This is a genomic window from Halopseudomonas sp., assembly GCF_047631575.1.
In the GTDB taxonomy this organism is placed as follows: Bacteria; Pseudomonadota; Gammaproteobacteria; order Pseudomonadales; family Pseudomonadaceae; genus Halopseudomonas.
In genome coordinates, this window is record NZ_JBLIAB010000004.1 from 320,839 (window position 1) to 344,029 (window position 23,191).

23 protein-coding genes are annotated in these 23,191 nt (G+C 56.5%); 7 read left to right on the plus strand and 16 right to left on the minus strand.

Going from position 1 to position 23,191, the window contains the following annotated elements:
• Positions 1 to 6: 6 nt before the first annotated feature.
• From ACJAXR_RS10325 to trxA, 4 genes are all read right to left on the minus strand, one after another.
• On the minus strand, positions 7 to 975 hold the full coding sequence (locus tag ACJAXR_RS10325; protein WP_415058175.1) for a 2Fe-2S iron-sulfur cluster-binding protein: 969 nt from the start codon (positions 973 to 975) through the stop codon (positions 7 to 9).
• Positions 976 to 1,009: 34 nt separating this feature from the next.
• Entirely contained in the window at positions 1,010 to 2,476 is a 1,467-nt protein-coding gene (gene ubiD, locus ACJAXR_RS10330; RefSeq protein ID WP_415058176.1) for a 4-hydroxy-3-polyprenylbenzoate decarboxylase, read from the minus strand.
• A 168-nt stretch (positions 2,477 to 2,644) separates the two neighbouring features.
• Positions 2,645 to 3,910, minus strand: coding sequence for a transcription termination factor Rho (gene rho, locus ACJAXR_RS10335; RefSeq protein WP_415058177.1), 1,266 nt, complete (start codon positions 3,908 to 3,910; stop codon positions 2,645 to 2,647).
• A 206-nt stretch (positions 3,911 to 4,116) separates the two neighbouring features.
• Entirely contained in the window at positions 4,117 to 4,443 is a 327-nt protein-coding gene (gene trxA, locus ACJAXR_RS10340; protein WP_415058178.1) for a thioredoxin TrxA, read from the minus strand.
• Between the two features lie 158 nt (positions 4,444 to 4,601).
• Between trxA and ppx the strand changes: the two genes are divergently transcribed.
• Positions 4,602 to 6,107, plus strand: coding sequence for an exopolyphosphatase (gene ppx, locus ACJAXR_RS10345; protein ID WP_415058179.1), 1,506 nt, complete (start codon positions 4,602 to 4,604; stop codon positions 6,105 to 6,107).
• Here the strand turns inward: ppx and ppk1 are convergent.
• From ppk1 to ACJAXR_RS10360, 3 genes are all read right to left on the minus strand, one after another.
• The gene (gene ppk1, locus ACJAXR_RS10350; protein WP_415058180.1) at positions 6,086 to 8,302 is read right to left on the minus strand and encodes a polyphosphate kinase 1; all 2,217 of its coding nucleotides are present in this window, start codon (positions 8,300 to 8,302) and stop codon (positions 6,086 to 6,088) included. The genes ppx and ppk1 overlap by 22 nt on opposite strands.
• A gap of 14 nt (positions 8,303 to 8,316) precedes the next feature.
• Positions 8,317 to 9,330, minus strand: a complete 1,014-nt coding sequence (hemB, locus tag ACJAXR_RS10355) for a porphobilinogen synthase (protein ID WP_415058181.1) — start codon at positions 9,328 to 9,330, stop codon at positions 8,317 to 8,319.
• A gap of 111 nt (positions 9,331 to 9,441) precedes the next feature.
• The gene (locus ACJAXR_RS10360) at positions 9,442 to 10,626 is read right to left on the minus strand and encodes a GGDEF domain-containing protein (RefSeq protein WP_415058182.1); all 1,185 of its coding nucleotides are present in this window, start codon (positions 10,624 to 10,626) and stop codon (positions 9,442 to 9,444) included.
• Positions 10,627 to 10,889: 263 nt separating this feature from the next.
• Here ACJAXR_RS10360 and ACJAXR_RS10365 point away from each other — a divergent pair, with 263 nt between their 5' ends.
• Positions 10,890 to 11,426, plus strand: coding sequence for a DUF6436 domain-containing protein (locus ACJAXR_RS10365; protein ID WP_415058183.1), 537 nt, complete (start codon positions 10,890 to 10,892; stop codon positions 11,424 to 11,426).
• Between the two features lie 10 nt (positions 11,427 to 11,436).
• Positions 11,437 to 12,963, plus strand: coding sequence for a methyl-accepting chemotaxis protein (locus ACJAXR_RS10370; protein ID WP_415058184.1), 1,527 nt, complete (start codon positions 11,437 to 11,439; stop codon positions 12,961 to 12,963).
• On the opposite strand, the gene ACJAXR_RS10375 is transcribed toward ACJAXR_RS10370, so the two are convergent.
• Positions 12,960 to 13,406 carry a YaiI/YqxD family protein gene (locus tag ACJAXR_RS10375; protein ID WP_415058185.1) on the minus strand — a complete coding sequence of 149 codons (447 nt, stop codon included), beginning with the start codon at positions 13,404 to 13,406 and terminating at the stop codon, positions 12,960 to 12,962. The genes ACJAXR_RS10370 and ACJAXR_RS10375 overlap by 4 nt on opposite strands.
• Before the next feature lie 55 nt (positions 13,407 to 13,461).
• On the opposite strand from ACJAXR_RS10375, the gene ACJAXR_RS10380 reads away from it, so the two are divergent.
• The gene (locus ACJAXR_RS10380; RefSeq protein WP_415058186.1) at positions 13,462 to 14,220 is read left to right on the plus strand and encodes an SDR family NAD(P)-dependent oxidoreductase; all 759 of its coding nucleotides are present in this window, start codon (positions 13,462 to 13,464) and stop codon (positions 14,218 to 14,220) included.
• A gap of 18 nt (positions 14,221 to 14,238) precedes the next feature.
• Here the strand turns inward: ACJAXR_RS10380 and ACJAXR_RS10385 are convergent, their stop codons facing one another.
• Positions 14,239 to 16,161, minus strand: coding sequence for an ATP-binding cassette domain-containing protein (locus ACJAXR_RS10385; RefSeq protein ID WP_415058187.1), 1,923 nt, complete (start codon positions 16,159 to 16,161; stop codon positions 14,239 to 14,241).
• A gap of 64 nt (positions 16,162 to 16,225) precedes the next feature.
• Between ACJAXR_RS10385 and ACJAXR_RS10390 the strand changes: the two genes are divergently transcribed.
• Positions 16,226 to 16,711 carry a DUF2390 domain-containing protein gene (locus tag ACJAXR_RS10390; protein WP_415058188.1) on the plus strand — a complete coding sequence of 162 codons (486 nt, stop codon included), beginning with the start codon at positions 16,226 to 16,228 and terminating at the stop codon, positions 16,709 to 16,711.
• Between the two features lie 12 nt (positions 16,712 to 16,723).
• On the opposite strand, the gene ACJAXR_RS10395 is transcribed toward ACJAXR_RS10390, so the two are convergent.
• The 7 genes from ACJAXR_RS10395 to ACJAXR_RS10425 form a co-directional block, all read right to left on the minus strand.
• A complete protein-coding gene (locus ACJAXR_RS10395) occupies positions 16,724 to 17,266 on the minus strand; it encodes a hypothetical protein (protein WP_415058189.1) in 543 nt (180 codons plus the stop codon).
• 17 nt (positions 17,267 to 17,283) lie between these two features.
• On the minus strand, positions 17,284 to 17,757 hold the full coding sequence (gene rsd / locus ACJAXR_RS10400; protein ID WP_415058190.1) for a sigma D regulator: 474 nt from the start codon (positions 17,755 to 17,757) through the stop codon (positions 17,284 to 17,286).
• A 94-nt stretch (positions 17,758 to 17,851) separates the two neighbouring features.
• Entirely contained in the window at positions 17,852 to 18,373 is a 522-nt protein-coding gene (locus tag ACJAXR_RS10405; RefSeq protein WP_415058191.1) for a DUF3833 domain-containing protein, read from the minus strand.
• Positions 18,374 to 18,384: 11 nt separating this feature from the next.
• A complete protein-coding gene (locus tag ACJAXR_RS10410) occupies positions 18,385 to 18,900 on the minus strand; it encodes a disulfide bond formation protein B (RefSeq protein WP_415058192.1) in 516 nt (171 codons plus the stop codon).
• A gap of 87 nt (positions 18,901 to 18,987) precedes the next feature.
• Positions 18,988 to 19,485 (minus strand): protein-export chaperone SecB, encoded by a 498-nt coding sequence (gene secB / locus ACJAXR_RS10415; RefSeq protein WP_415058193.1) that lies wholly within the window; start codon positions 19,483 to 19,485, stop codon positions 18,988 to 18,990.
• Positions 19,486 to 19,523: 38 nt separating this feature from the next.
• Positions 19,524 to 19,781 (minus strand): glutaredoxin 3, encoded by a 258-nt coding sequence (gene grxC / locus ACJAXR_RS10420; protein WP_415058194.1) that lies wholly within the window; start codon positions 19,779 to 19,781, stop codon positions 19,524 to 19,526.
• Position 19,782: 1 nt separating this feature from the next.
• On the minus strand, positions 19,783 to 20,217 hold the full coding sequence (locus tag ACJAXR_RS10425; protein ID WP_415058195.1) for a rhodanese-like domain-containing protein: 435 nt from the start codon (positions 20,215 to 20,217) through the stop codon (positions 19,783 to 19,785).
• A gap of 201 nt (positions 20,218 to 20,418) precedes the next feature.
• On the opposite strand from ACJAXR_RS10425, the gene gpmI reads away from it, so the two are divergent.
• A complete protein-coding gene (gene gpmI, locus ACJAXR_RS10430; RefSeq protein WP_415058196.1) occupies positions 20,419 to 21,957 on the plus strand; it encodes a 2,3-bisphosphoglycerate-independent phosphoglycerate mutase in 1,539 nt (512 codons plus the stop codon).
• A 9-nt stretch (positions 21,958 to 21,966) separates the two neighbouring features.
• Positions 21,967 to 23,157 carry a murein hydrolase activator EnvC family protein gene (locus tag ACJAXR_RS10435; protein WP_415058197.1) on the plus strand — a complete coding sequence of 397 codons (1,191 nt, stop codon included), beginning with the start codon at positions 21,967 to 21,969 and terminating at the stop codon, positions 23,155 to 23,157.
• Positions 23,158 to 23,191: the final 34 nt, after the last annotated feature.

The following is a 23,191-nucleotide window of genomic DNA, read 5'->3' on the forward strand; positions in this document are numbered from 1 at the left end:
TCGTGCTCAGTCGCGTGGGGCGTAGGCGAAGACGTCGGCGTGCATTTGTGCAGCCGGCATGCCCGACTCCACTAATGCGTCCAGCGTGCCGTACACCATGGGTGGGGAACCGCTGACGTAAAACTCGTATTCACTCAGATCGCCCAAATCATCCTTGATCGCCTGATGCAGCATGCCCTTACGTCCCGGCCAGTCGGGATGATCACTGACGATTCTGTGTAGAATCAGATTTTTCTGCTCTTCCCACCGTTTCCAGTGCACCGCTGCGTACAGATCGTCGCCGTGACGCACGCCCCAGTACAGATGAATTGGGTAGGCGAAACGCTGTTCCAGACAATGTTCAATGATGCTTTGCATTTGCGACAGTCCTGTCCCTGCCGCAATCAGTACCAGCGGTCTGTCCGGCAACGTAGCCAGATGGCAGTCACCGAAAGGCACCTGGACATGGGCAATGCCCTCGCGTCGCATTTGATCGATCAGTGCTTCGGTGACCGGGTCCCGAGCGAGTATGTGTAGTTCAAGGGTGCGTTCCTGATGGGGAGCGGAGGCGATTGAAAAAGGGGTAGCTTCCCCATCAGGGCGGTTGAGTAAAAGATACTGACCCGCGTGATAGCGCAAGGGTTTGCCCGCCGGTGGACGTAGATTTACCTGCCAGACGTCGGCGCCAATGGGTTCGCAGGCGGCAACCTGGCAGGCCACACTGTGTTGGCGTAACTGATTGGGTGCCAGGACATGTTCCCAGAAGACCTCGCAGTCCGCCTGGGGAATGGCCATGCAGGTCAGTATTTCGCCGCTGGTAAGTGGCTCATCGTTTTGCAGTACCAGGCCGTGCAGCAATTGCGCGTTGCAGACATAGCAATTACCGTTGCGGCAGCTCTGCGGCGCGTCGAATCCAAGTCGACGTGCCGCATCAAGAATGCGTTCGCCGGGTAGTAGATCGAGTACGTGACCGGCTGGTTGCAGCGTTACCTTCATATTCTGTTCTCTAGCCAGGTTATATTTTGCGCCATCAATCGATACCCAGCTCTGCCCACATCTGATCAATGCGCTGTGTTATGGCCGGGTCCTGGGCGATGGCGACGCCCCATTCACGAGTGGTTTCGCCGGGCCACTTGTTGGTAGCATCGAGTCCCATTTTGCTGCCGAGTCCCGAAACCGGAGAAGCAAAGTCGAGATAGTCGATAGGTGTATTGTCGATCATCACGGTGTCACGCTTGGGATCCATGCGTGTAGTGATGGCCCAGATGACATCGTTCCAGTCGCGGATATCGATATCGTCATCCGTCACAATGACAAACTTGGTATACATGAACTGGCGCAGGAAACTCCATACGCCGAGCATGACCCGTTTGGCATGGCCAGGGTACTGCTTCTTTATGGATACCACGGCCATACGGTAAGAACAGCCTTCCGGAGGCAGATAAAAATCGGTTATTTCCGGGAACTGTTTCTGCAATATAGGCACGAAGACTTCGTTCAGGGCGACGCCCAGAATGGCGGGCTCATCCGGTGGCCGGCCGGTATAGGTGCTGTGATAAATTGGTTTTTCTCGCTGGGTAATACGCTCGACAGTGAATACCGGAAAGCGATCCACCTCGTTGTAATAGCCAGTGTGGTCGCCGAAGGGTCCTTCGTTAGCCATTTCGCCTGGGTGGATAACACCTTCCAGCACGATCTCTGCACTCGCCGGGACCTGCAGGTTGGAGCCTCGACACTTGACCAGCTCGGTGCGCTGGCCTCGCAGCAGGCCCGCGAACGCGTACTCAGAGAGACTGTCGGGTACGGGCGTCACGGCGCCGAGGATGGTCGCAGGGTCGGCGCCCAGCGCCACTGCGATCGGAAACGGTTCGCCGGGATGCTTGTCGCACCAGTCCTTGAAATCCAGCGCACCACCGCGGTGGCTCAGCCAGCGCATGATCAACTTGTTGCGGCCGATGACCTGCTGACGATAAATTCCCAGGTTCTGCCGCTCTTTATTTGGTCCGCGGGTGACTACCAGGCCCCAGGTTATAAGGGGTCCGGCGTCGCCAGGCCAGCAGGTCTGGACGGGTATAGACGAGAGATCGACATCCTCGCCTTGCATGATCACAGCCTGACAGGGTGCATCACGCACGACCTTGGGTGCCATGGATATGACTTTTCTGAAGATAGGCAGTTTCGACCAGGCATCCTTCAGCCCTTTCGGCGGATCGGGCTCCTTCAGGAACGCAAGTAGCTTGCCTATCTCGCGGAGCTCGCTGACTTCGGTTGCGCCCATTCCCATGGCAACACGCTTGGGGGTTCCGAAGAGGTTGCCGAGCACAGGCATGTTATAACCGGTTGGGTTCTCGAACAACAGGGCAGGTCCGCCCTTGCGCAGAGTGCGGTCACAGATTTCGGTCATTTCCAGTATCGGCGACACTGGAGTCTGGATGCGTTTTAACTCGCCCCGTTGTTCCAGGCCTTTAATAAAATCGCGTAGATCGGAATATTGCATTCGAGCCTCAATCCTCAAGCTGCGGGTGGGCTATCGAATGGATAGCTGCTGCCCGGGGTACCTGGATGTGAAGCGCATTATGCCGCCAAACAGGCCGCCAATGGGGGGTAAAATGCAACAAGCTGCAAGCGGCTTGGAGCCGCTTGCAGCTTGGGGCTTGCCGCGGGGTCAGTTCTTGCTGCGTTTCATCGACTGGAAGAATTCGTTATTGGTCTTCGTGTCTTTCAAACGGTCCAGCAGGAACTCGACTGCGGCGATCTCGTCCATCGAGTGCAGAATCTTGCGCAGAATCCACATGCGTTGTAATTCATCCTCGCTGGTCAGCAACTCCTCGCGGCGGGTACCGGAACGGTTGATGTTGATCGCAGGGAACACACGGCGTTCGGCAATCTTTCGATCCAGGTGGATCTCCATGTTGCCGGTACCTTTGAATTCCTCGTAGATCACCTCGTCCATTTTCGAGCCGGTATCTACCAGCGCGGTGGCAATAATAGTCAGACTGCCACCTTCTTCGATGTTTCGTGCTGCGCCAAAGAAACGCTTGGGTTTTTCCAGCGCATGGGCATCAACACCACCGGTCAATACCTTGCCAGAGCTCGGGATAACCGTGTTGTAGGCGCGGGCCAGACGGGTAATGGAGTCAAGCAGGATGATCACGTCCTTCTTGTGCTCGACTAGGCGCTTAGCTTTTTCGATGACCATTTCAGCGACCTGAACGTGGCGGCTCGGCGGCTCATCGAAGGTCGATGCCACTACTTCACCGCGAACAGTACGCTGCATCTCGGTGACTTCTTCAGGGCGCTCGTCGATCAGCAAAACGATCAAATGGCACTCGGGGTTGTTACGCGCGATATTCGCTGCAATATTCTGCAGCATCAGCGTCTTACCTGCTTTCGGCGGTGCCACCAGCAAGCCACGTTGGCCTTTGCCGATTGGTGCGCACAGATCAATGATCCGCGCCATTAGATCCTCGGTCGAGCCGTTACCCGCTTCCATCGCCAGACGCTGGGTCGGGAACAGAGGGGTCAGGTTTTCGAACAGAATCTTGTTTTTGGTATTTTCCGGCCTGTCGAAGTTGATTGAATCAACTTTCAGTAGCGCAAAATAACGCTCGCCATCCTTGGGGGGGCGAATCTTGCCAGCGATGGTGTCGCCGGTGCGCAGATTGAAACGACGGATCTGGCTGGGAGACACATAAATGTCATCGGGACCAGCTAGATAAGAAGAGTCCGCTGAGCGGAGAAACCCAAAGCCGTCCTGAAGGATTTCCAGCACGCCATCGCCGTGAATGTCTTCACCGCCTTTGGCATGTTTTTTCAGGGTTGCGAAAATCACATCTTGCTTGCGCGATCGGCCCATGTTTTCGAGGCCCATCTGTTCGGCGATTTCCAGCAGTTCGGTAATAGGTTTTTGTTTGAGTTCGGTCAGGTTCATAGGGTCGGGGGATATAGTCTTTCGGCAGGACGGGTTATAAGAGGCCGCCATGAAAGCATGGGGCGATGGGTTTGGCTGATATTGGAAGCCACAATCGCAGGGTGCGACAAGGAATTGAGAAATGAATCTAGCACTGCTGGCGAGTGACGTCCATAGGCTGAGCGTAGAAAACGTCCCCGGCAGCAAAACAGCCGGGGACCGGCTTCTCAGATATTGCTATCAAGGAATGCCGCTAGCTGGGACTTTGAAAGTGCGCCCACCTTGGTAGCCTCGATATTGCCATCCTTGAACAACATCAAAGTCGGAATGCCGCGTACGCCGTATTTAGGCGGGGTATCGGCATTCTCATCGATATTCAGTTTGGCAATTTTCAGCTTGCCCTGGTATTCCTTGGCAATTTCGTCCAGGACCGGGGCAATCATTTTGCAAGGACCACACCATTCTGCCCAGTAGTCGACCAGCACGGGGCCGTCAGCCTTCAGCACTTCACTTTCGAAGCTGCTGTCTGTGACATGCACGATCAAATCGCTCATTCTTTTCTCCAGGGTTCAAAGACATCTTGGGATCCACTATAGCACCACCTCGGCAAACAGCGGAAGGTGAGCCGTTAGCAGGTGTGAGCGGCGCGGGGCAGGCATAACCTGTTAAGGCAGTGTTAGACTCCTGCGTATATTATTTCGGAGGCAAAGGCATGGTGCAAAGAGAGTGGCCCGATTTTCCGATGGTTGCCGCCATAGATTTAGGCTCCAACAGCTTCCACATGGTTCTTGCCAAAGTTGACCATGGCGAAATTCGTATTCTGGAGCGCCTTGGTGAAAAGGTTCAACTGGCCGCTGGTCTTAACGAGCAGGGAGAGCTCAGCGAAGAGTCGATGCAACGAGGCCTCGATTGTCTGCGTCGCTTCGCCCAGTTGACCAATGGCTTGCCCGATGGCGCGGTGCGCATAGTAGGTACCAATGCCCTGCGTGAGGCACGCAATCGTAGTCAGTTCATGCGACAGGTCAGGCAGATTATTGGCCACAAAGTGGATGTGATATCGGGTCGCGAAGAGGCTCGGCTGATTTATCTGGGGGTTGCTCACACTCAGGCAGACGATGCTGGAAAGCGCTTGGTAGTCGATATTGGCGGCGGCAGTACCGAGTTCATTGTCGGAGAACGTTTCGAGTCAATTTTGCGCGAAAGTCTGCAGATGGGTTGCGTTTCTTTTACGCGAAACTACTTTGCCGATGGCAAGATCAGCGCTAGTCGCTACGCCCAGGCTTATACCACCGCCAGGCTGGAATTGATGAATATTGAGCAGGCGATTCACCGTATCGGCTGGCAGGAGGCTGTGGGTGCATCTGGAACCATCCGCACGATTAGCCAATGCATGCAGGTTGCGGGAAGAAGCGAAAGCAATATCACGCTGGAAGGCTTGCAATGGGTCAAGCGCAAGATGATCAAGGCTGGCCATGTCGACAAAATAGACATTCCCGGCTTGAAGACCGATCGCCGACCGATTTTGCCAGCAGGTCTGGCCATTCTCGAGGCTGTCTTCGATGCGCTGGGAGTGCAGTCCATGGGCCATTCAGATGGCGCGTTGCGTGAGGGCGTGCTCTACGATCTACTTGGGCGGCACCAGCACGAAGATGTGCGCGAGCGCACCCTGAGTGCATTGATGGAGCGCTGTCATGTGGATGTTGAGCAGGCGACTCGGGTCGAGCGTAAGGCGCTTAGCCTGCTCGGCAAGGTGGCCGACGCCTGGGACCTGAGTGATGCCAGACATGCCGATATGCTTTGCCGAGCGGCTCGAGTGCATGAGGTCGGGCTGGATATCGCGCACAATCAGTATCACAAGCACGGGGCCTATCTGATCGAGCACGCTGACCTGGCAGGATTCTCCCGGCAGGAGCAGCAAGCGCTGGCGCAGCTGGTGCGGGGACATCGACGCAACTTGCCGAGCATAGAGCGCCTGGCCGAGTTTGGTGAAGATGCGACGCCGCTGCTCAGACTATGCATGCTGCTGCGGCTGGCAATCCTTTATCACCATATTCGCGGCAATCAGGCTATGCCGGAATTAAGAGTGGAGGCGGGTCACATCCACCTGCAGGTGCAGTTTCCCGAGGGCTGGCTCGTCGCCAACCCGCTTACCCAGGCCGACTTTGCTCTGGAAGCCCAGTTCTGGCTCAAGGCCGGTTATACGTTGACCGCGCGCTGAGGAGAGCTGGCTAGCTTTTCCAGGAGACCGCTCTGGGCGCTACGTGCCAGCTGATTGCCGGTGGGTGAGCTGCGCAGATAGGTGCCGTCGGTCTGCAGTATCCAGCTCTGGGTATTGTCTGTCATGAATACCTGCAGCTCCTGCTTGACTCGGGTGATCAGCTTTTTGCCTTCCAGCGGGAAGCAGGTCTCAACCCGCTTATCCAGGTTGCGTTCCATCATGTCGGCGCTGGACATCCATACCTGCTCTTGGCCGTCATTAAGAAAGTAATAAACTCGGCTGTGCTCGAGAAAGCGGCCGATGATCGAGCGCACGGTGATGTTGTGCGAAACGCCGGGTACGCCTGGGCGCAAACAACACATGCCACGAATGATCAGATCAACCTTCACACCACACTGGGAAGCCTTGTACAGCGCCTTGATGATCTTTGCATCGGTCAGTGCGTTGGCTTTGGCGATGATGTGCGCAGGTTTGCCAGCCTGGGCGTTCATGGTCTCTCGATTAATCAGTTCGAGCAGTCGCTTCTTCAGAGTGAAAGGCGCCTGCAGTAACTTCTTCATGCGCAGGGTCTTGCCCATGCCGATCAACTGATTGAACAGCTTGTGTACATCCTCGGTCAGCGCCAGATCGGAAGTGAGAATGCTGTAATCCGTGTACAGCCGAGCATTGCCGGCATGGTAGTTGCCAGTGCCCATATGTACATAGCGTCTGAGGACCTTGTCCTCACGGCGCAGTATCAGCATCATCTTAGCGTGGGTCTTGAACCCGACCACTCCGTAGATGACTACGGCGCCGGCCTGCTGCAGCCGGCTGGCGAACTGGAGGTTGGATTCCTCATCGAAGCGGGCGCGCAGTTCGATCACGACAGTGACTTCCTTGCCGTTACGGGCAGCGTCGACCAGGGCGTTGACGATCTCGGAGTTGGCTCCCGAGCGATACAGTGTCTGTTTGATTGCCAGCACGTTGGGGTCCTGGGCTGCCTGGCGCAGCAGATCGACCACCGGACTGAACGATTCGTAGGGGTGCTGGAGGAGAATGTCCTGTTTGCCGATTGCCTGGAACAGAGTGTCGTTGTCAGACAGCAGCTTCGGAATGCCGGGACTGAAGGGCGGAAACTGCAAATTTGGATGATTATCCAGACTGGTAATCGAGAACAGGCGAGTCAGATTAACCGGGCCATTGACCTCGTAGAGTTCGGACTCGTTCAACCCGAATTGCTTGAGTAGAAAGTCGGTCAGTGGTTTCGGACAATTGTCCGCCACTTCCAAGCGTACCGCATCGCCATAGCGCCGCGACAACAATTCACCACGTAGCGCCCGTGCCAAATCGTCTACTTCGTCTGTATCAACAATCAGGTCGGCGTTGCGTGTCAGACGAAACTGGTAGCAGCCCATTACCTTCATGCCCGGAAACAAGTCGTCTGCGTGGGCGTGGATCATCGACGAGAGAAAGATGAAATTATCGCCACCGGCGCAGAGTTCGTCGGGCATGCGTATCAGTCGCGGCAACGAGCGCGGCGCAGGGATGATTGCCAGGCCCGAATCGCGTCCGAAGGCATCGATACCTTCTAGCTGGACGATGAAATTCAGGCTCTTGTTCACCAGTAATGGAAAGGGGTGTGTCGGGTCCAGGCCGATCGGGCTGATAATCGGCGCTACCTCTTGACGAAAAAATCGGCGGATCCACAGTGTCTGTTTGTGGGTCCACTGATGACGCCGGACGAAACGGATACCTTTTTCCGCCAGTTGCGGCAGCAACATATCGTTTAGCAGAGCATATTGGCGGCTGATCTGCTGATGGGCGATTTCGCTGATCTTGGCCAGTACCTGTTGTGGCTGCAGTCCGTCTGGCCCTGTCTGCTCACGGGCGAAGGTGATCTGCTTTTTTAATCCGGCGACGCGAATTTCGAAAAACTCGTCGATGTTACCGGAAAAAATCAGCAGAAATTTCAGACGCTCGAGCAGCGGATAGGATTCGTCGAGCACCTGCTCCAAAACACGTATATTGAATTGCAGTTGCGAGAGCTCGCGATGGATGTAGAGTTCCGGGGCATTGATGTCGGCCAGCGGCATTGACGGCTCCGAGGGTGCCGGAGCGGGTGCAGGCAATGTCGAAGCATTGCTCTGGCTTGTCGCTTCAGCGGTGTCTTCCGCTATCTCGGTTGTCTCGTCGCGCACGCTCTTCAACTCCTGCATGGGTACCTCGGTAATCAGTTCTTTGTCTGCAGTTGTCTGGCTGCAGTCTTGGCAAAATAGGTCAGAATGCCATCAGCGCCTGCGCGCTTGATGGCCGTCAATGATTCGAGAATAACCGCTTCGCTGAGCCAACCATTCTGGATTGCGGCGCAGTGCATCGCGTATTCACCGCTTACCTGATAGACAAAGGTCGGTACGCGAAAAGTGCTTTTCACCCTATGTACAATATCCAGATAGGGCATTCCGGGCTTGACCATGATCATATCGGCCCCTTCGGACAGGTCCTGCGCGACCTCGTGCAGTGCCTCGTCGGTATTGCCCGGGTCCATCTGATACGTGGACTTGTTTCCCTTGCCAAGATTGCCGGCGGACCCTACTGCATCGCGGAAGGGTCCGTAGTAGGCGCTGGCATATTTGGCTGAGTAGGCAAGAATGCGGGTATTTACATGCCCTGCAGCTTCCAGGGCTCGGCGCATTGCGCCGACGCGGCCATCCATCATGTCCGAAGGTGCAACGATATCGGCCCCCGCCTCGGCGTGGGAGAGTGTTTGCTTGACTAGAGCTTCGACGCTCAGGTCATTTAGCACATAGCCCTGATCGTCGATAATGCCGTCCTGACCATGTGTGGTGAAGGGGTCAAGGGCCACGTCGGTAATCACGCCCAGTTCGGGAAAGCGGGCTTTAAGCGCTCGGGTGGCCTGTTGCGCGAGACCCTCTCGATTGTAAGCCTCGGCAGCGTCCAGCGACTTGCGCTCCACCGGCGTGACCGGGAACAGCGCAACGGCGGGTATGCCAAGGGCAACAATTTCGGCTACTTCTTCCAGCAAAAGATCAATGGATAATCGTTCTATGCCTGGCATTGAGGCGACTGCCTCGCGTTTGCCTGTACCTTCGAGCACGAATAGAGGGTAAATGAGATCGTTGACGCTAAGCTGTGTTTCGCGCACCAGCCGGCGAGAGAAATCATCGCGGCGGTTACGACGAAGGCGGGTATGGGGAAACTGGCGGTTAGCAGGGTCAAAAGTCACGGGAACTCCTCAGGCGAAATGCAGGCAGCGAGTGGCTGCACGATAACCTGTCTATGATGGACGTTATACCTACAGATTATGACGGAATTGCGACAATAAGCGTAATGCCCATTAGTCTTTACGATCGTTCTCCGGGGCGCCGGCGAGTTCGACACGGTTGCGTCCCAGCGCTTTTGCCTGATACAACGCGCGGTCCGCGGCCCCAAGCAACAGATCAAAGTTGTAGCCTTGCTGGTCTGAACAAGCCACGCCCAGGCTGATACTCAGATTGACTGGGTAGCCCCCTGTCTGCCATGGCTGGCTGCACAGACCCAGGCGGATGCGCTCGGCTACCTGTGCTGCGCTATCGGTATCGAGCCCCGGCAGGACGAGAATAAACTCCTCTCCGCCAAAGCGTCCAAGCAGATCATCGGTACGCAGGTGTTGACGAATACGACTGACCATGTGGCATAGCACCGCATCGCCGGTTTGATGGCCAAAGTTATCGTTTATTCGTTTGAAATGATCAGCATCCATCATGATCAGCGTGACGGGTATGTCGAACTCGCTTGCCTTGGTCAGGACGCCTGTCGCTTGCCTCAAGAGGCTACGACGATTCAATGTGTCAGTCAGGGCGTCGCGCTCTGATAATCGGTGCAGCGCCATTGTGGCGCGGTAGTGGGTCATCAGAATAAAGCCGCTGGCCAGCCCGATCTGAGCCACCATGGCACCCAGGAGAGTAGCGCTCTGCAGTGGGCTATCGCTGAGTGCGGTGATGGGGGCGAGCGGACTTAGACTGAAAGCAGCGCGTACCGACAGGCCAGCGGCGCACAGCAAAGCAATACCGCCCGTCAGCCAGTAGGCGGTGCGCAGCGGTTGCTCTGCGGGTATCAACAGCTCCCGCGCGCAGAGCAAGCTCATGCTGGCGAGTACGATCGAGGCGACCCCAAGACGCGCCGGAAAGCTGTCCATCTGGAAACGTAGCAGCCACAATGATGTCATCATCAGTAGCGCTGCGGCGATAGGCCAGGCCTGCGGCTGGCTTGTGCCTTTGAATGCGCGAATGCCCAGCCAAGTGACACCCAGACCCAGGGTCATTAATCCGTTGGCTAACACGATGGAGATACTGTGATGAATGAGGTCCTGATTGACGTTGAGTAGCAAGCCAATCATCAGCGCGAAGTTGCCTACTGCCCAATGACGAAGTCCCTTGTCGCTGCCGGCATGCCAGGCGGCGATAGACAGCAGCAGCGTCATGCTCAGCGTAACCAATGACAGGGCTACGCCTAGAGAAGCGAGGTCGAGTTGGCCGAGCATATGTGGGTTACGTCCTTGTGCGGGTAGGCATCGCCGGATCTTTTGCGTGCGTTGACATCAGGGAAAATCATACTCCTGCCAGTGAAGGCATAATAGTGGCGCCGTCAGCAGAAGCTCTAAGTTGTGGAAGAATGTGCATTATGAGTCAGGGATAAATACCAATATTGTACATAGCTAAATAACAGCAGAAAGTTTTCGAACTGCGAGCAGGTCTTAACGTGAAAAGTTGATATGAGTAAAGCTAAGAGGAATCGAAAAAGCTAATGCGCAGGATTCTTGTTGGCCTGCTTCTCATAAGTTGGCTGGGTTGCCTGGTGTGGTCGTTCTGGTGGTTCGAGGGCCAGTATGTCAAAGCCTTTGAGCGCCCTGCGTATTTCAGCGCAGAAAACGTCGCACCACCGTTTCCCTCCGGCGAAGTGCAGGTCTTGCACGTTTGGCAGGCGGGCTGCGCGTGTAACGGCGGTCACGAGGCCTATCTGGTCAATATGACTGAGCGCTTTGCACAGCAGGGAGTGAAATTTGCCCGTGCAGGGTCAGCGAGCTCTGATGGTCTGCCTGAGGCGCTCAAGAAACTGGATTACTGGTCGATACCAGCTCAATGGGTTAATTGGCCAGGTGCGCCTGCAGTGGCTATCTGGGATGCGAGTGGGAAGCTCGCCTATGTTGGTCCTTATAGCGATGGTGCGCATTGCAGCAGAGACAGCAGTTTGATCGAGCCGGTAATTAAAACCTTGTTGGCCGGGCGGCCAGTCAATATCGTCACCCAGGACACTGTTGCGTGCCTGTGTGATCTGGAGTGAGGCGACACCTATGACTACATTGCAATCCAGTTCGCTTGCTGCTCATTATCACAAGGCCGATAAGGTCATGCTCGTAGTACTTTGGGTATGTCAGCTTTTCGCCTTGGGGCTTGCGCCTTGGTACGGCACCTGGTTGCAGGCCCTGCTTGTCGGTGGCGGTACGCTGGCGGTTATGCATGGTCTTCATGCTTTGAGCGGTGGCAGCCGTCTCTTTCGCTGTGCGGTAGGCATTGCGTTGATGGTGATGGCCAGCCTGCATATCAATCAGAGCCATGGCACCGTCGAGATGCATTTCTCGATCTTTGTGTTGCTGGCCTTCCTGATTTACTACAGGGACTGGTTGCCAATTGTTGTGGCCGCCGCCTTTATTGCGATTCATCACCTGTCTTTTTTCTACCTACAGTCCCGCGCCATGGGCGTTTGGCTCGCGGCTGACGCAACTTGGGGGCTTGTGGTGGTGCATGCAGGGTACGTCGTAGCCGAAGCGGCAGTGCTGGTCTACCTGGCACGCGAGAGCTACCGGGATGCCCGTGATGGTGAAAGTCTCGCGTCGATTACCACCGCGATGTTGAGCAATCCGCAGGCGCTGGATCTGACGCGTCGGGCTGAAGCCGATACGCCTGTTTTGCGCGGGTTCAATACGATGCTGGCGCAGATAGATGATTTGATATCAGGCGTTCAGAGCACGCTGAAACAGCTGGCCAGTGTGAGCGGATCGGTATCAGAGAAGTCGGGCCAGGTCCGCGAAGGCGCAGATCGTCAGGCCGGCGAAGCTCAATATATGAGTCAGGCCATGCAGGAATTGTCTTCGGCAACCATAGGGGTTGCGCGTAGCGCCGAGGAAGCCGCAGGTGCGGCACGCAACGTCAACGATCATGCTCGGCAGGGTAACCAGGCGATGCAACAGATTCGCATGGAGATTGAGTCGCTCAATGGCGATCTGGGTGTCACGGGTGACGCTGTCAATGGCACCGCCAGCCTGGCAAATGAAATTAATCAGGTGGTTGATATGATCCGCGGTGTCGCAGACCAGACCAATTTGTTGGCATTGAATGCGGCGATCGAGGCTGCGCGAGCAGGGGAGCAGGGTCGTGGGTTCGCTGTGGTGGCAGATGAAGTGCGTAACCTGTCGCAGCGCACGGCAAAATCAACCGCTGAGATTCAGGATCTTATTACACGTTTGCAGCATGCTTCCGAAGCCGCACGATCGGCCATGGAGCGGAGTCAGGAGTCAGTGAAGCGTTGTCTCGGCTCGGCTGATGCAAGCGCAGCCACATTGGCAGGTATGGTTGAAGAGGTCTGTCACATATCCCGCTTGAACGATATGATCGCCACCGCGACAATGGAGCAGTCAACAGTGGGTGATGACGTTTCCCAGCATTTGCTCGGAGTGAACGAGGTCGCCCAGAACAACGCGGTTCAAGCGGTTGCTCTGGATGGCCTGGCACATGAAGTGGATCGCCTGCGTGGGGAGCTTGAGGCCAGTGCGCTGCGTTTTGTCACCAGCGCTAGCGCAGCTGACGGACGGCGACGTTAAAGATTGGCCAACAATCGATCCAGTGAATTGGCAAAGGCCTGTTTATCGCGGTCGCTGTAAGGGGCGGGGCCACTGCGTCCGGCCAGACCTGCTCCGCGCAGTTCGTCCATCAGATTGCGGGTAGCCAGACGTTCACCGACATTGGATTTGTTATACACCTCGCCCCGGGGGTTAATTGCAGTCACCTTGCGCTCTACTAGGCCAGCCGCCAGGGGAATGTCTGCAGTGATGACTAGATCGCCCGGTATGGCATGGTCAATGATGTATTGATCAGCCACATCGGCCCCGCTGGCAACGGTCACCTGACGAATACCCGGCCCTGGGGGAAGTGTTTGCGCGCTGTTGGCTACCAGTATCAGCTCGATTTTTCTGCGGCGAGCGGCGCGCACCACAATGTCGCGCACGGGTCTGGGGCAGGCATCCGCATCAATCCACAGGGTCATATCAGGCTCCATTAGTAATCAATATAGTGTGACGTAAACGCGCGAGGTATGCAGTATGGATTCTAGTCGGCCGCAATCGGTAGCTAAGGGTGTGCTAGTCGCTGGCGCCAGCAGGGGTATTGGTCGTGCGTTGGTCGAAGAGCTGTTGCAGCGGACAGACTTTGACCGTTTGTTTGCGGTGGCTCGTGACTGGGATGACCATACCTTGCCGGTAGATCCGCGCCTGCAGCTGATTTCAGCCGATCTTAGCGATGATGCGTCCCGCGGACGCTTGGCTGAAACCTTGGCGCAAAATTGTGAGCAGCTTGATCTGGTGATCAATACGGTTGGATTTCTGCATGAGCCGGGCGGACAGCAACCGGAAAAAAATCTGCGGCAAGTGAGTATGGAGGCTTTGCAGCGCAGTTTTGCGATCAACGCAGGAGTACCCATTTTGCTGGCCCAGGCTGTGATGCCATTGCTGCGGGGTAATCGGCACTGTGTATTCGCGTCTCTTTCAGCGCGCGTTGGATCGATCGGAGACAATCGGCTTGGTGGCTGGTACGCCTACCGGGCAAGCAAGGCGGCACAGAACATGTTGATGCGCACCTTTGCTATCGAATGGCAGCGCCTGAACCGGCAAAGCATTTGTGTGTTGCTGCATCCAGGCACGACCGATACTGATCTGTCCGCACCTTTTCAGACCAATGTGCCCGAGGGTAAGTTATTTGATGCGCAGTTCGTTGCTGAGCGCCTGCTTGAGGTAATCGACGCACGGACGCCCGCAGACAGCGGCAATTTTTACGCATGGGATGGTCAATTGGTACCTTGGTAACCGCCCCGCCGGAGCTGTTCAGCCTGCCTCGGCTTGCTCCATGGCTTCGAGCTCCTCATGACCTTCCAGCCATCGTTCCTCAAGCGCCTCGACCTTTTGCGTGCTCGTGGCCTGCCGGGCCAGAACCTGCTTCAACTGGTCCTTTCTGTCGGCGCCGTAGAGTTCGGTGTCCGACAGTTCCTCCTCGATCGCAACCAGCTCGGCCTGCGCGCTGGCTAGCTCTTTTTCCAGTTTTTCGATCGCTTTTTTCATTGGCGCCAGGCGCTGACGGCGTTCTGCTGCATCGCGGCGCTGGGTTTTTGCGTCCGGACGGTCCTCTGCAGCATCACTACCGCCATTGTTAGCTGTTTTGTACTCATCATGTTGCTGTTGGCGAAACTGCGCCAGCCAGCGAGTATAGGTATCGAGGTCGTCGTTATAGGTTTTCAGCCGACCGTCAGCGACCAGCCAGAGCTCGTCGGTGGTATCGCGAATCAGGGCGCGGTCGTGAGAGACCAGTAACATAGCACCCTCGAAACGCTGTAATGCCAGAGTCAGCGCGTGGCGCATTTCCATGTCGAGGTGGTTGGTCGGTTCGTCCAGCAGCAGCAGATTGGGTTTTTGCCAAGCGATAAGGGCCAGCGCCAGCCGGGCTTTTTCGCCACCGGAGAAATTCAGTACCGGTTCTTCTGCTCTGGCTCCGTGAAAGTCGAAACCACCGAGGAAATTACGCAGGCTCTGTTCACGCTCCTGGGGTGCGATGCGTGCCAGATGGAGCATAGGGCTGGCGGTTGCATCGAGACTGTCGAGTTGATGCTGGGCAAAGTAACCGATTGCCAGATGCTCGCCGGTTTTCAATTCACCGCCCAGCAATGGCAAGGTGTTGGCAATCGTCTTGATCAAGGTCGACTTGCCGGCACCATTAGGGCCCAACACACCGATCCGTGCACCCGGTACGAGTTGCAGCTTGACCTGTTCGAGGATCTGTTTGTCACCATAGCCAAGCACACCCTTGTGCAGGTCGATCAGTGGGCTGGACTGGTGATCGGCTTCGCGGAAACTGAAAGAAAAAGGTGAGTCGATATGCGCGGCGCTGAGGGTTTCCATGCGCTCGAGTGCCTTGATCCTGCTTTGAGCTTGTTTGGCCTTGGTCGCCTGGGCACGAAAGCGGGTGATATAGCGCTGCATGTGTTCGCGCTCTGCTTGCTGCTTTTCAAACGCAGCCTGCTGCTGGATAAGACGCTCGGCGCGGGTACGTTCAAATTGCGTATAGCCGCCGCGGTAAAGCGTCAATTGGCGCGCCTCGACATGCACGATGTGGCCCACCACAGCATCGAGAAAATCCCGGTCATGGGAGATCAATATCAAGGTGCCCTGATAGGCCCGCAGCCAGTCTTCCAGCCAGAGAATGGCATCCAGATCCAGGTGGTTGGTTGGTTCATCGAGGAGTAGCAGATCTGAAGGGCACATCAGCGCCTGTGCCAGGTTCAGTCGCATCCGCCAACCACCGGAGAAGTCTCCAACCAGCGCGTTGCATTGCTCGGAGGAAAACCCCAGCCCTGAAAGGAGTGTGCGGGCGCGGCTGTCGGCACTGAATCCGTCATGCGCTTCCAGCTCTGCGAAGAGGGTGCCCAGAGCGAGAGCATCCTCACGTTCCTGCGCGGCTGCCAGACGAGTTTCTATATCGCGAAGCCGAATATCACCGTCGAGGACATAGTCCACCGCGCGGCGTTCCAAGTTCTCGATTTCCTGCTGCATGTGTGCAATCCGCCAGTCGGCTGGCACCGAGCAGCTACCGGCGTCTGTGGTCAGCTCACCGCGCATAAGCGCGAACAAGCTGGATTTACCTGCTCCGTTGGTACCCAGCAGGCCAACTTTCTGCCCAGGGTGCAGCGTGAGATTAGCGTTTTCCAGCAAGCGCAATGGACCGCGCTGTAGTGTCAGGGATTCGATCTTGATCATGGCGCGAGTATATCAGTGCACTGACCTGCTGTGATCATCGATTGGGACAAGGTAAGGTGAAGACATGCTAAGCAAAGACACTAGACTCGCCGATTACGTTTCTTGCCTCTACCCTCGTCCTGGAGTGGAGTCATTGTTATTGCGTTTGCAGAATGAACGCGATCTGGACGTGCTGCTGTTGCTGGCGGCCTGTTGGCTGGGATGCGGTGGCCGTCCAGCGACAGTCGCAGATTGGCGCGCAATCTGTGCCTGGCAGTCACCCTGGCACCAACAGATTATCGGGCCTTTGCGGGCTGCGCGTATCGCAGTACGTGGGCTGGGGGGTGATGGCGAGCTGTACGTCCTCCTCAAGGAATCCGAGCAAGGCGCCGAATGGTTTCAGCTGGCTCGACTGGAGGCCGAGTGCTTGCGGTTGATCCCTGCGGACGATGCAGAGCCTGACTGCTTGCAGCACCTTGTCAGCTGCTGCGTGGGGCAGGGTGTGGCAGTCAGCGAGGCGTTGCGGGCTCAGCTGCAAGAGCTGGCAGAGCGCGCCACGGATAATAACTGAGGCAGGGTACGCTCAGACGTTGCCGTCGGCCTCCGCGCGGGGCTTTTCGTTCTCGCCTGTGGGCTTGCTGGCAGCGGGTTTGCGGTTGCGCGGTTTGCGTGGACGGCTGGCCGGCTTGTCCTGAGGCTTGGGGTTGTTGCGTTTTTCTATCGCCAGATCTGACTGACTCTCGATGCGCTCCAGACCCTTGGCGATACGCAGTGTCTGTCGAACATCACTCTGGAGTTGGCGGGTGTACGTATCTGCAGCATTGCGCGCTTCTTGCAGCTCATTCAGGCCCTGCTTGAGTGAGGCGATTTTCTGCTCACTTTTTTCGATCGCTTTGCGATCTGCCCCGGTGTGTTGTTTCTCTACCAGTTTGTCTTCTGCCTCGGCGAGCTTTTCCTGCAGCTTGGTATGCTGACGAGTCAGTTTCTCCATAGCCTTGCGCGCGTCTTTTTCCGCTTCGCGACAGGCTTCGGCGAGATGCTCGTTCAGCGTGCGGGTCAACGTCTGCAATAAGTGCAGGGGGGTAATGACGGGGGCTGTTTGCTTGCTATTGTCTTTGCTTGTCACATCAAGCTCCATTGGGCTCAGTGAGTGCTGAGCATATCCTGGTGGGCGGTATGCAGTACTTCGATAAGGCAGTCTTCGAGTTCGAAACGTTCATGCAGCAGTCCGCCTAGCTGGAGCAAACGTCCGTGCATCAGTTCGCGGTCCCCGTCTGGGCCTGCTCTACCGTACTGATCGTTGAACTGCACGGCACTCTGGGTAATCGTTTCGATCCGCGGGTACAGCTGGCGAGCCAGATCCAGACCGCCTTGATCCTGAAACTCTTCAGCTTCGCGAATGAGTTGTTCGTACACTTCAAAATGCCCAGCGGAAACGTAATCAACGAGAATATCGCAGAAGGACTCGAGCAATGTCGCCGTTGTTTTATTCGCTTCAGCCGCTTCGCAGAGTGCGGTGTACCGTTGAACCAGTTGCTTGCGTTCTGCCAGCCAGCGGTCAATCAACTTGTGTACACCGCCCCAGCGTTCTTGAGCTGTTGTGCAACTATCCAACATGATCCACCTCTGCTTGCTATTGGCTGGTTGGGCCAGGATCAGAGCGCCTTCTGTCCCAGTAGTTGAACAGCATAGGTCAGCGGAGGTGCCGGCATCAAGGCTTGATGAAGCTGAGTGTCACCTGGCCGAGCTCGACGCCCCATTTTGACATGGCAGCACGGTTTAGCATGACCTTGTCATCTATCAGGTACATCCAGTCATCAAAGTCCACCAGCCAGGTGCTGTCATCGACTTTTAGCTTGAGCGTATAGCGCCAGTGAAAGGCGTTACCTGCTACCTCGCCTATGGCTTCGCCCTCGACGTCATCAGCGGTACCGCGCCAGCTGCCATCGGGTTGTTTGACCAGTGTCCAGACGCGCCGCTCATTGGTGCCATCGGCGTAGGTGAAGTATTCGTCCAGCACGCCGGTGTCACCTTCCCAAGTGCCGATCATGCGCACATGGAAGCGTCGGGCTACCTCGCCATTGCGTTTCTGGAACATGCCCCAGGCTTGTAGCTCGCCATTGAAATAATCCTGTAGGCGCAGCTCGGGGGTGGCGCTGGCGTAATCATCAACATCGGGGCTGGCGCAGCCAGCGAGTGACAGTACGCACAATAAAGCGATGATCAGGCGCATTGAATCTCCGGTCAGTCAGAAGTGCGAAAGAGTTGCGTCAGGCCGAACAGGCCGAATGCGATGAAAGCCAGCAGCGTACCTTCGGCGATGCTCAGACCGAGAAATGTCCAGTCCACCTTGGCGCAATCAGCGGTGCCGCTGAACAGCATTCGCATGATGTCCTGGAGTGGCAGTACGTCTATCATGTAGTCGAGGCTGGGCAGACAGGAGGGTAGTTGATCGGATGGCTGGTGTTGTAACCATACCTGACGACCCGCGACTGCAGCGCCAAGCAGCGCAAAAAAAGCCACTCCGGCGCCATATAGCCTAGCGGCGACAGCGCGTTCAGCTGACGGTCTTGCACGAGGATGATGTATCAGCGCAACAAGGCAGACCAGACCGACCAGGATCAACAGGACGCGTTGAATGATACACAGTGGGCACGGTTCCAGTCCGACGACATGTTCAAGGTAAAGGGCAGCACCCATCAATGCTACGCAGACGAACAAGGCGAGTAGAAAGAGAGGGCGAGAGGCAGGTAGGGCCATGGGTTTTCCGTCTGTTGGTAATGGCAGGCGAATAACAGTAGAACAAGGCGCGCGGCCTGACAAGCAGGCCGCGGCTCAAGAAACACTTCAAGCGTTGCTTTTTGCTTCGTCCATGCGGCGCTGCTCGGCTTGGGCGTACAAAGCGTCGAAGTTTACGGGGGACAGCATTAGCGGAGGGAAGCTGCCACGCAGTACCAGATTGTCGACTGCTTCGCGGGCATAGGGGAAAAGGATGTTCGGGCAGAATGCACCCAAAGTATGGCGCATCCCAGCCTCATCCAGACCGCTGATGGCGAAAATACCGGCCTGCTGGACTTCGGCGATAAACGTTACATCATCTTCACCGTTGGTGACGGTAGCGGACAGACTCAGAACCACTTCGTGGACGCCTTCCTGTAGCTCGCTGTGGCGCGTATTGAGGTCCAGATTGACGTGGGGATTCCACTGCGATTGGAATACCGCAGGTGCTTTCGGTGATTCGAAGGACAGATCCTTCACGTAGATGCGCTGCAGAGTGAACTGTACCTGGGGCTGCTGGTCTGCAGCGCCATTGGCGCCTTGGCTGTTCTGGTTTTCGTCGGCCATATTTAGGTCCTTTAAGGGTGGTCTTGTTGTGAGGGTAATCAGGCTGCGAGCATGCCATCAAGCTTGCCGGAGCGCTCGAGCGTCTGCAGCTGATCGCAGCCGCCGACGTGGGTATCGCCGATCCAGATCTGTGGTACCGAGGTCGCGCCGCCCGCCAGACGGCTCATCTGCGCGCGTACCTTTGGCTGGCCGTCGACACTGATCTCGTTGTATTTCACACCTTTGATATCCAGCATTTGTTTGGCGCGGATGCAGAAAGGGCAATAGTTGCTGCTGTAAATCGTTACTTTGGCCATATTATTTCACCAGTGGGAGGCTGTCGGCGCGCCAGCTGCTCATGCCACCGCTGAGGCGGCTTACGTTGTCGTGCCCGGCGGCCTTGAGTTGTTTGGCGCATGAGCCAGCGTGCTGTCCACTTGCGCAGACAAGAATGACCGGCCGGCCCTTGTGTTTTTCCAGATCGCTCAGGCGATTACTTAGGGCGTCGAACGGGACGTTTATCGAATCGACGATGTGGCCGGCTGCGTAGTCCTTTTTCGGCCGCAGGTCGACAACCAATGCATTTTCTCGGTTGATCATCGTGGTTGTCTGCTGCGTCGACACGGTTTTGCCCGCCTTGCGGCCCTCGGTTACGACCAGCAGGGTCATCACCACCAGGAAAGCGACGGCAAGGAATGGATGGTTGCCGAGGAACTCGGCGAACTGGGTAAAGAAATCAATAACGCGTTGCATACGAGCACTTCCGGATGAATAAAGTTCGCCAGTATACACAGCAGTGGGCGGTGGCAGAACCATCCCCGCCTAATGGCTGCGCAGGGTCTTGCAGCATGACATGCCGATGCCGGCGAAGTAGACTGTCTATACTGCGTTTGCCCGCTCTTTGCGCGGTCCAGCCCTTTATCCAGTCATTCAAAAATGGTGTGAGTCAATTCCATGACAGCTGCTCCCAAACCTCTCGTTCTGATGATTCTCGATGGCTTTGGTCATAGCGAATCAGCCGATTCCAACGCCATCATGGCGGCAAATACCCCAGTATGGGACAGTCTCTGGGCCCGGTCGCCGCATGCGCTGGTGTCCGGTTCGGGCATGGATGTTGGTCTGCCGGATGGTCAAATGGGTAACTCGGAAGTCGGGCACATGAATCTGGGTGCCGGTCGTATCGTTTATCAGGACTTTACCCGGGTGACCAAGGCGATCGCCGATGGTGAATTCTTCAATAATCCGCAGATTTGCCAGGCGGTTGACCAAGCTGTAGCGAGCAAGGGCGCGGTGCATATTATGGGCCTGCTTTCGCCCGGCGGCGTGCACAGCCATGAAGATCATCTGGTAGCGATGGTTGATCTGGCAGTGCGTCGCGGCGCCGAGGACATTTATGTCCATGCTTTTCTCGACGGCCGAGATACCCCGCCTAAGAGTGCCGAACCATCGCTGGCAGTGCTCGAGCAGGCCTATCAGCGGCTGGGCAAGGGGCGCACTGCAACGCTGGTGGGTCGCTATTTTGCAATGGATCGCGACAATCGCTGGGATCGCGTCGAGTCAGCTTACAACCTGATAGTTGATGGTGACGCGCAGTTCACCTCTGCAACTGCCCGAGATGGCCTTCTTGCAGCCTATGAGCGTGGAGAAAATGATGAATTTGTCAAAGCCACGCGTATTGGTGAAGCGGTACCCGTTGCAGACGGGGACGCGGTTATATACATGAACTTTCGGTCGGACCGTGCCCGCGAGTTGAGTCGGGCCTTTGTGGAGCCGGACTTCACTGGCTTTGCTCGCCATCGCCAGCCGCAGTCGATTGGTTTCGTTATGCTTACCCGTTATGCCGCGGACATTCCTGCGCCGTGCGCCTATCCGCCCGCGTCTCTGGACAACGTGCTGGGTGAATACCTGGCCAAACAAGGCAAAACTCAGCTACGCATAGCTGAGACCGAAAAGTATGCCCATGTAACCTTCTTTTTTTCCGGCGGACGTGAAGACCCTTTTACTGGGGAGGAGCGCATCCTTATTCCATCCCCTCAGGTCGCAACTTACGATCTGCAGCCGGAGATGAGTGCGCCGGAGGTCACCGATCGGATTGTCGAGGTTATTGACCAGCAACGCTTCGATGTGATTATCGTCAATTATGCCAACGGCGATATGGTTGGCCATACAGGTGATTTTGACGCCGCCGTCAAGGCAGTTGAATGCCTGGATGTATGCATTGGCCGCATCCGTGACGCGTTGGCCCGGGTCGGCGGTGAGGCGCTGATCACCGCGGATCACGGCAACGTCGAGAAGATGTCGGACAACAGCACGGGTCAGGCGCACACCGCGCATACCTGCGAGCCGGTGCCTTTTGTCTATCTTGGGCCGCGTCAGGTGAGCATGAGGGAGGGAGGGATCCTGTCCGATGTGGCGCCAACGATGTTGATGTTGCTGGGATTGCCCCAGCCGGCCGAGATGACGGGCCGCTCGATTGCAACCCTGCAGCCTTGAGGCGACGCCATGCCCATATTCCGAATCTTTCGCACAGCACCGCTGCATCTGTGTGCAACTGCATTACTGGCAGGTCTACTGTGGGCTCCTTCTTTGGTGGCCCAGGAAACGCCGACTGATTCGCGCGAAGCTCGATCGGAGTTGAAACAAACCGAAGCAGAAATTGCCCGATTGAGAAATATGCTCAAGGGCTTCGAACAGGAAATGTCCGGTCTGGAGTCCGAGCTCAAGCGAAGCGAGAGCGAGATCGGCCGGCTCAAGCGTGAAAGCGATGAGCTCGAAAGAAAAATTCTTGATGGCGAGACGCGAGTACGTGATCTGCGTGGGCAGGCAGCTCAGCTGCAGATTGCGCTCACTGCACAGCAGAATCAGATCGCCCGTCAGGCGAAGGCCGCTTATATGGCTGGAGAGCAAGACTACCTCAAGCTGATACTTAACCAGGATGACCCCGCGCGCATGGCGCGCTTGATGCGCTACTACCAGTACCTCGCCCGTGCGCGTATGGGTGAAGTAAACCGCTACAACGAGACCCTTGAGCAGATTCGTCAGGCGAGTACGCAGATCGTCGAGCAGCAGGTGCGCCTAGAGCACAGTAGAGAGGATTTGGCAGCGAACGGCAGCAGACTGCAGACGCAGCAGTCAGCTCGAACGGGTTTGCTCGCTAGTCTGCAGGGTAAATCTCGCACTCAGAGTGAGAAGCTGGCTAGCGCTCAGGCTGAGCGCGCCGGTCTGGAGAAGCTGATAAAGTCGATTGATGAAGCCATCACCAGTATCCCTACCCCGGCTGGCAGCCTGGCTTTTGCCAAGGCCAAGGGCAAGCTGCCACTGCCGTTGAAAGGGCCGATCCAGGCGCGTTACGGTAGTCAGCGTGGTGGGGATGCCAGGTTGAAATGGGATGGCTTGATGATCGGTGCAGCCCAGGGCAGTGCAGTGCATGCGATTCATGGTGGTCGGGTGGTCTTCGCCGACTGGCTGCGGGGCTCGGGTTTGCTGCTTATCTTGGATCACGGTAGCGGTTACTTGAGCCTATACGGGCATAATCAGAGTTTGCTTAAAGAAGTCGGAACATGGGTGCAGCCCGGGGAGCCGGTTTCTACCGTGGGTGCCAGTGGTGGACTGAATGCATCTGCACTGTATTTCGCGATCCGTCATCAGGGTCGCGCACTCGACCCAGCAGCCTGGTGTATGCTGTCTGGGTGAAGTGCCGGCGGCCATGTCCTGCAAGTGCGTTTCC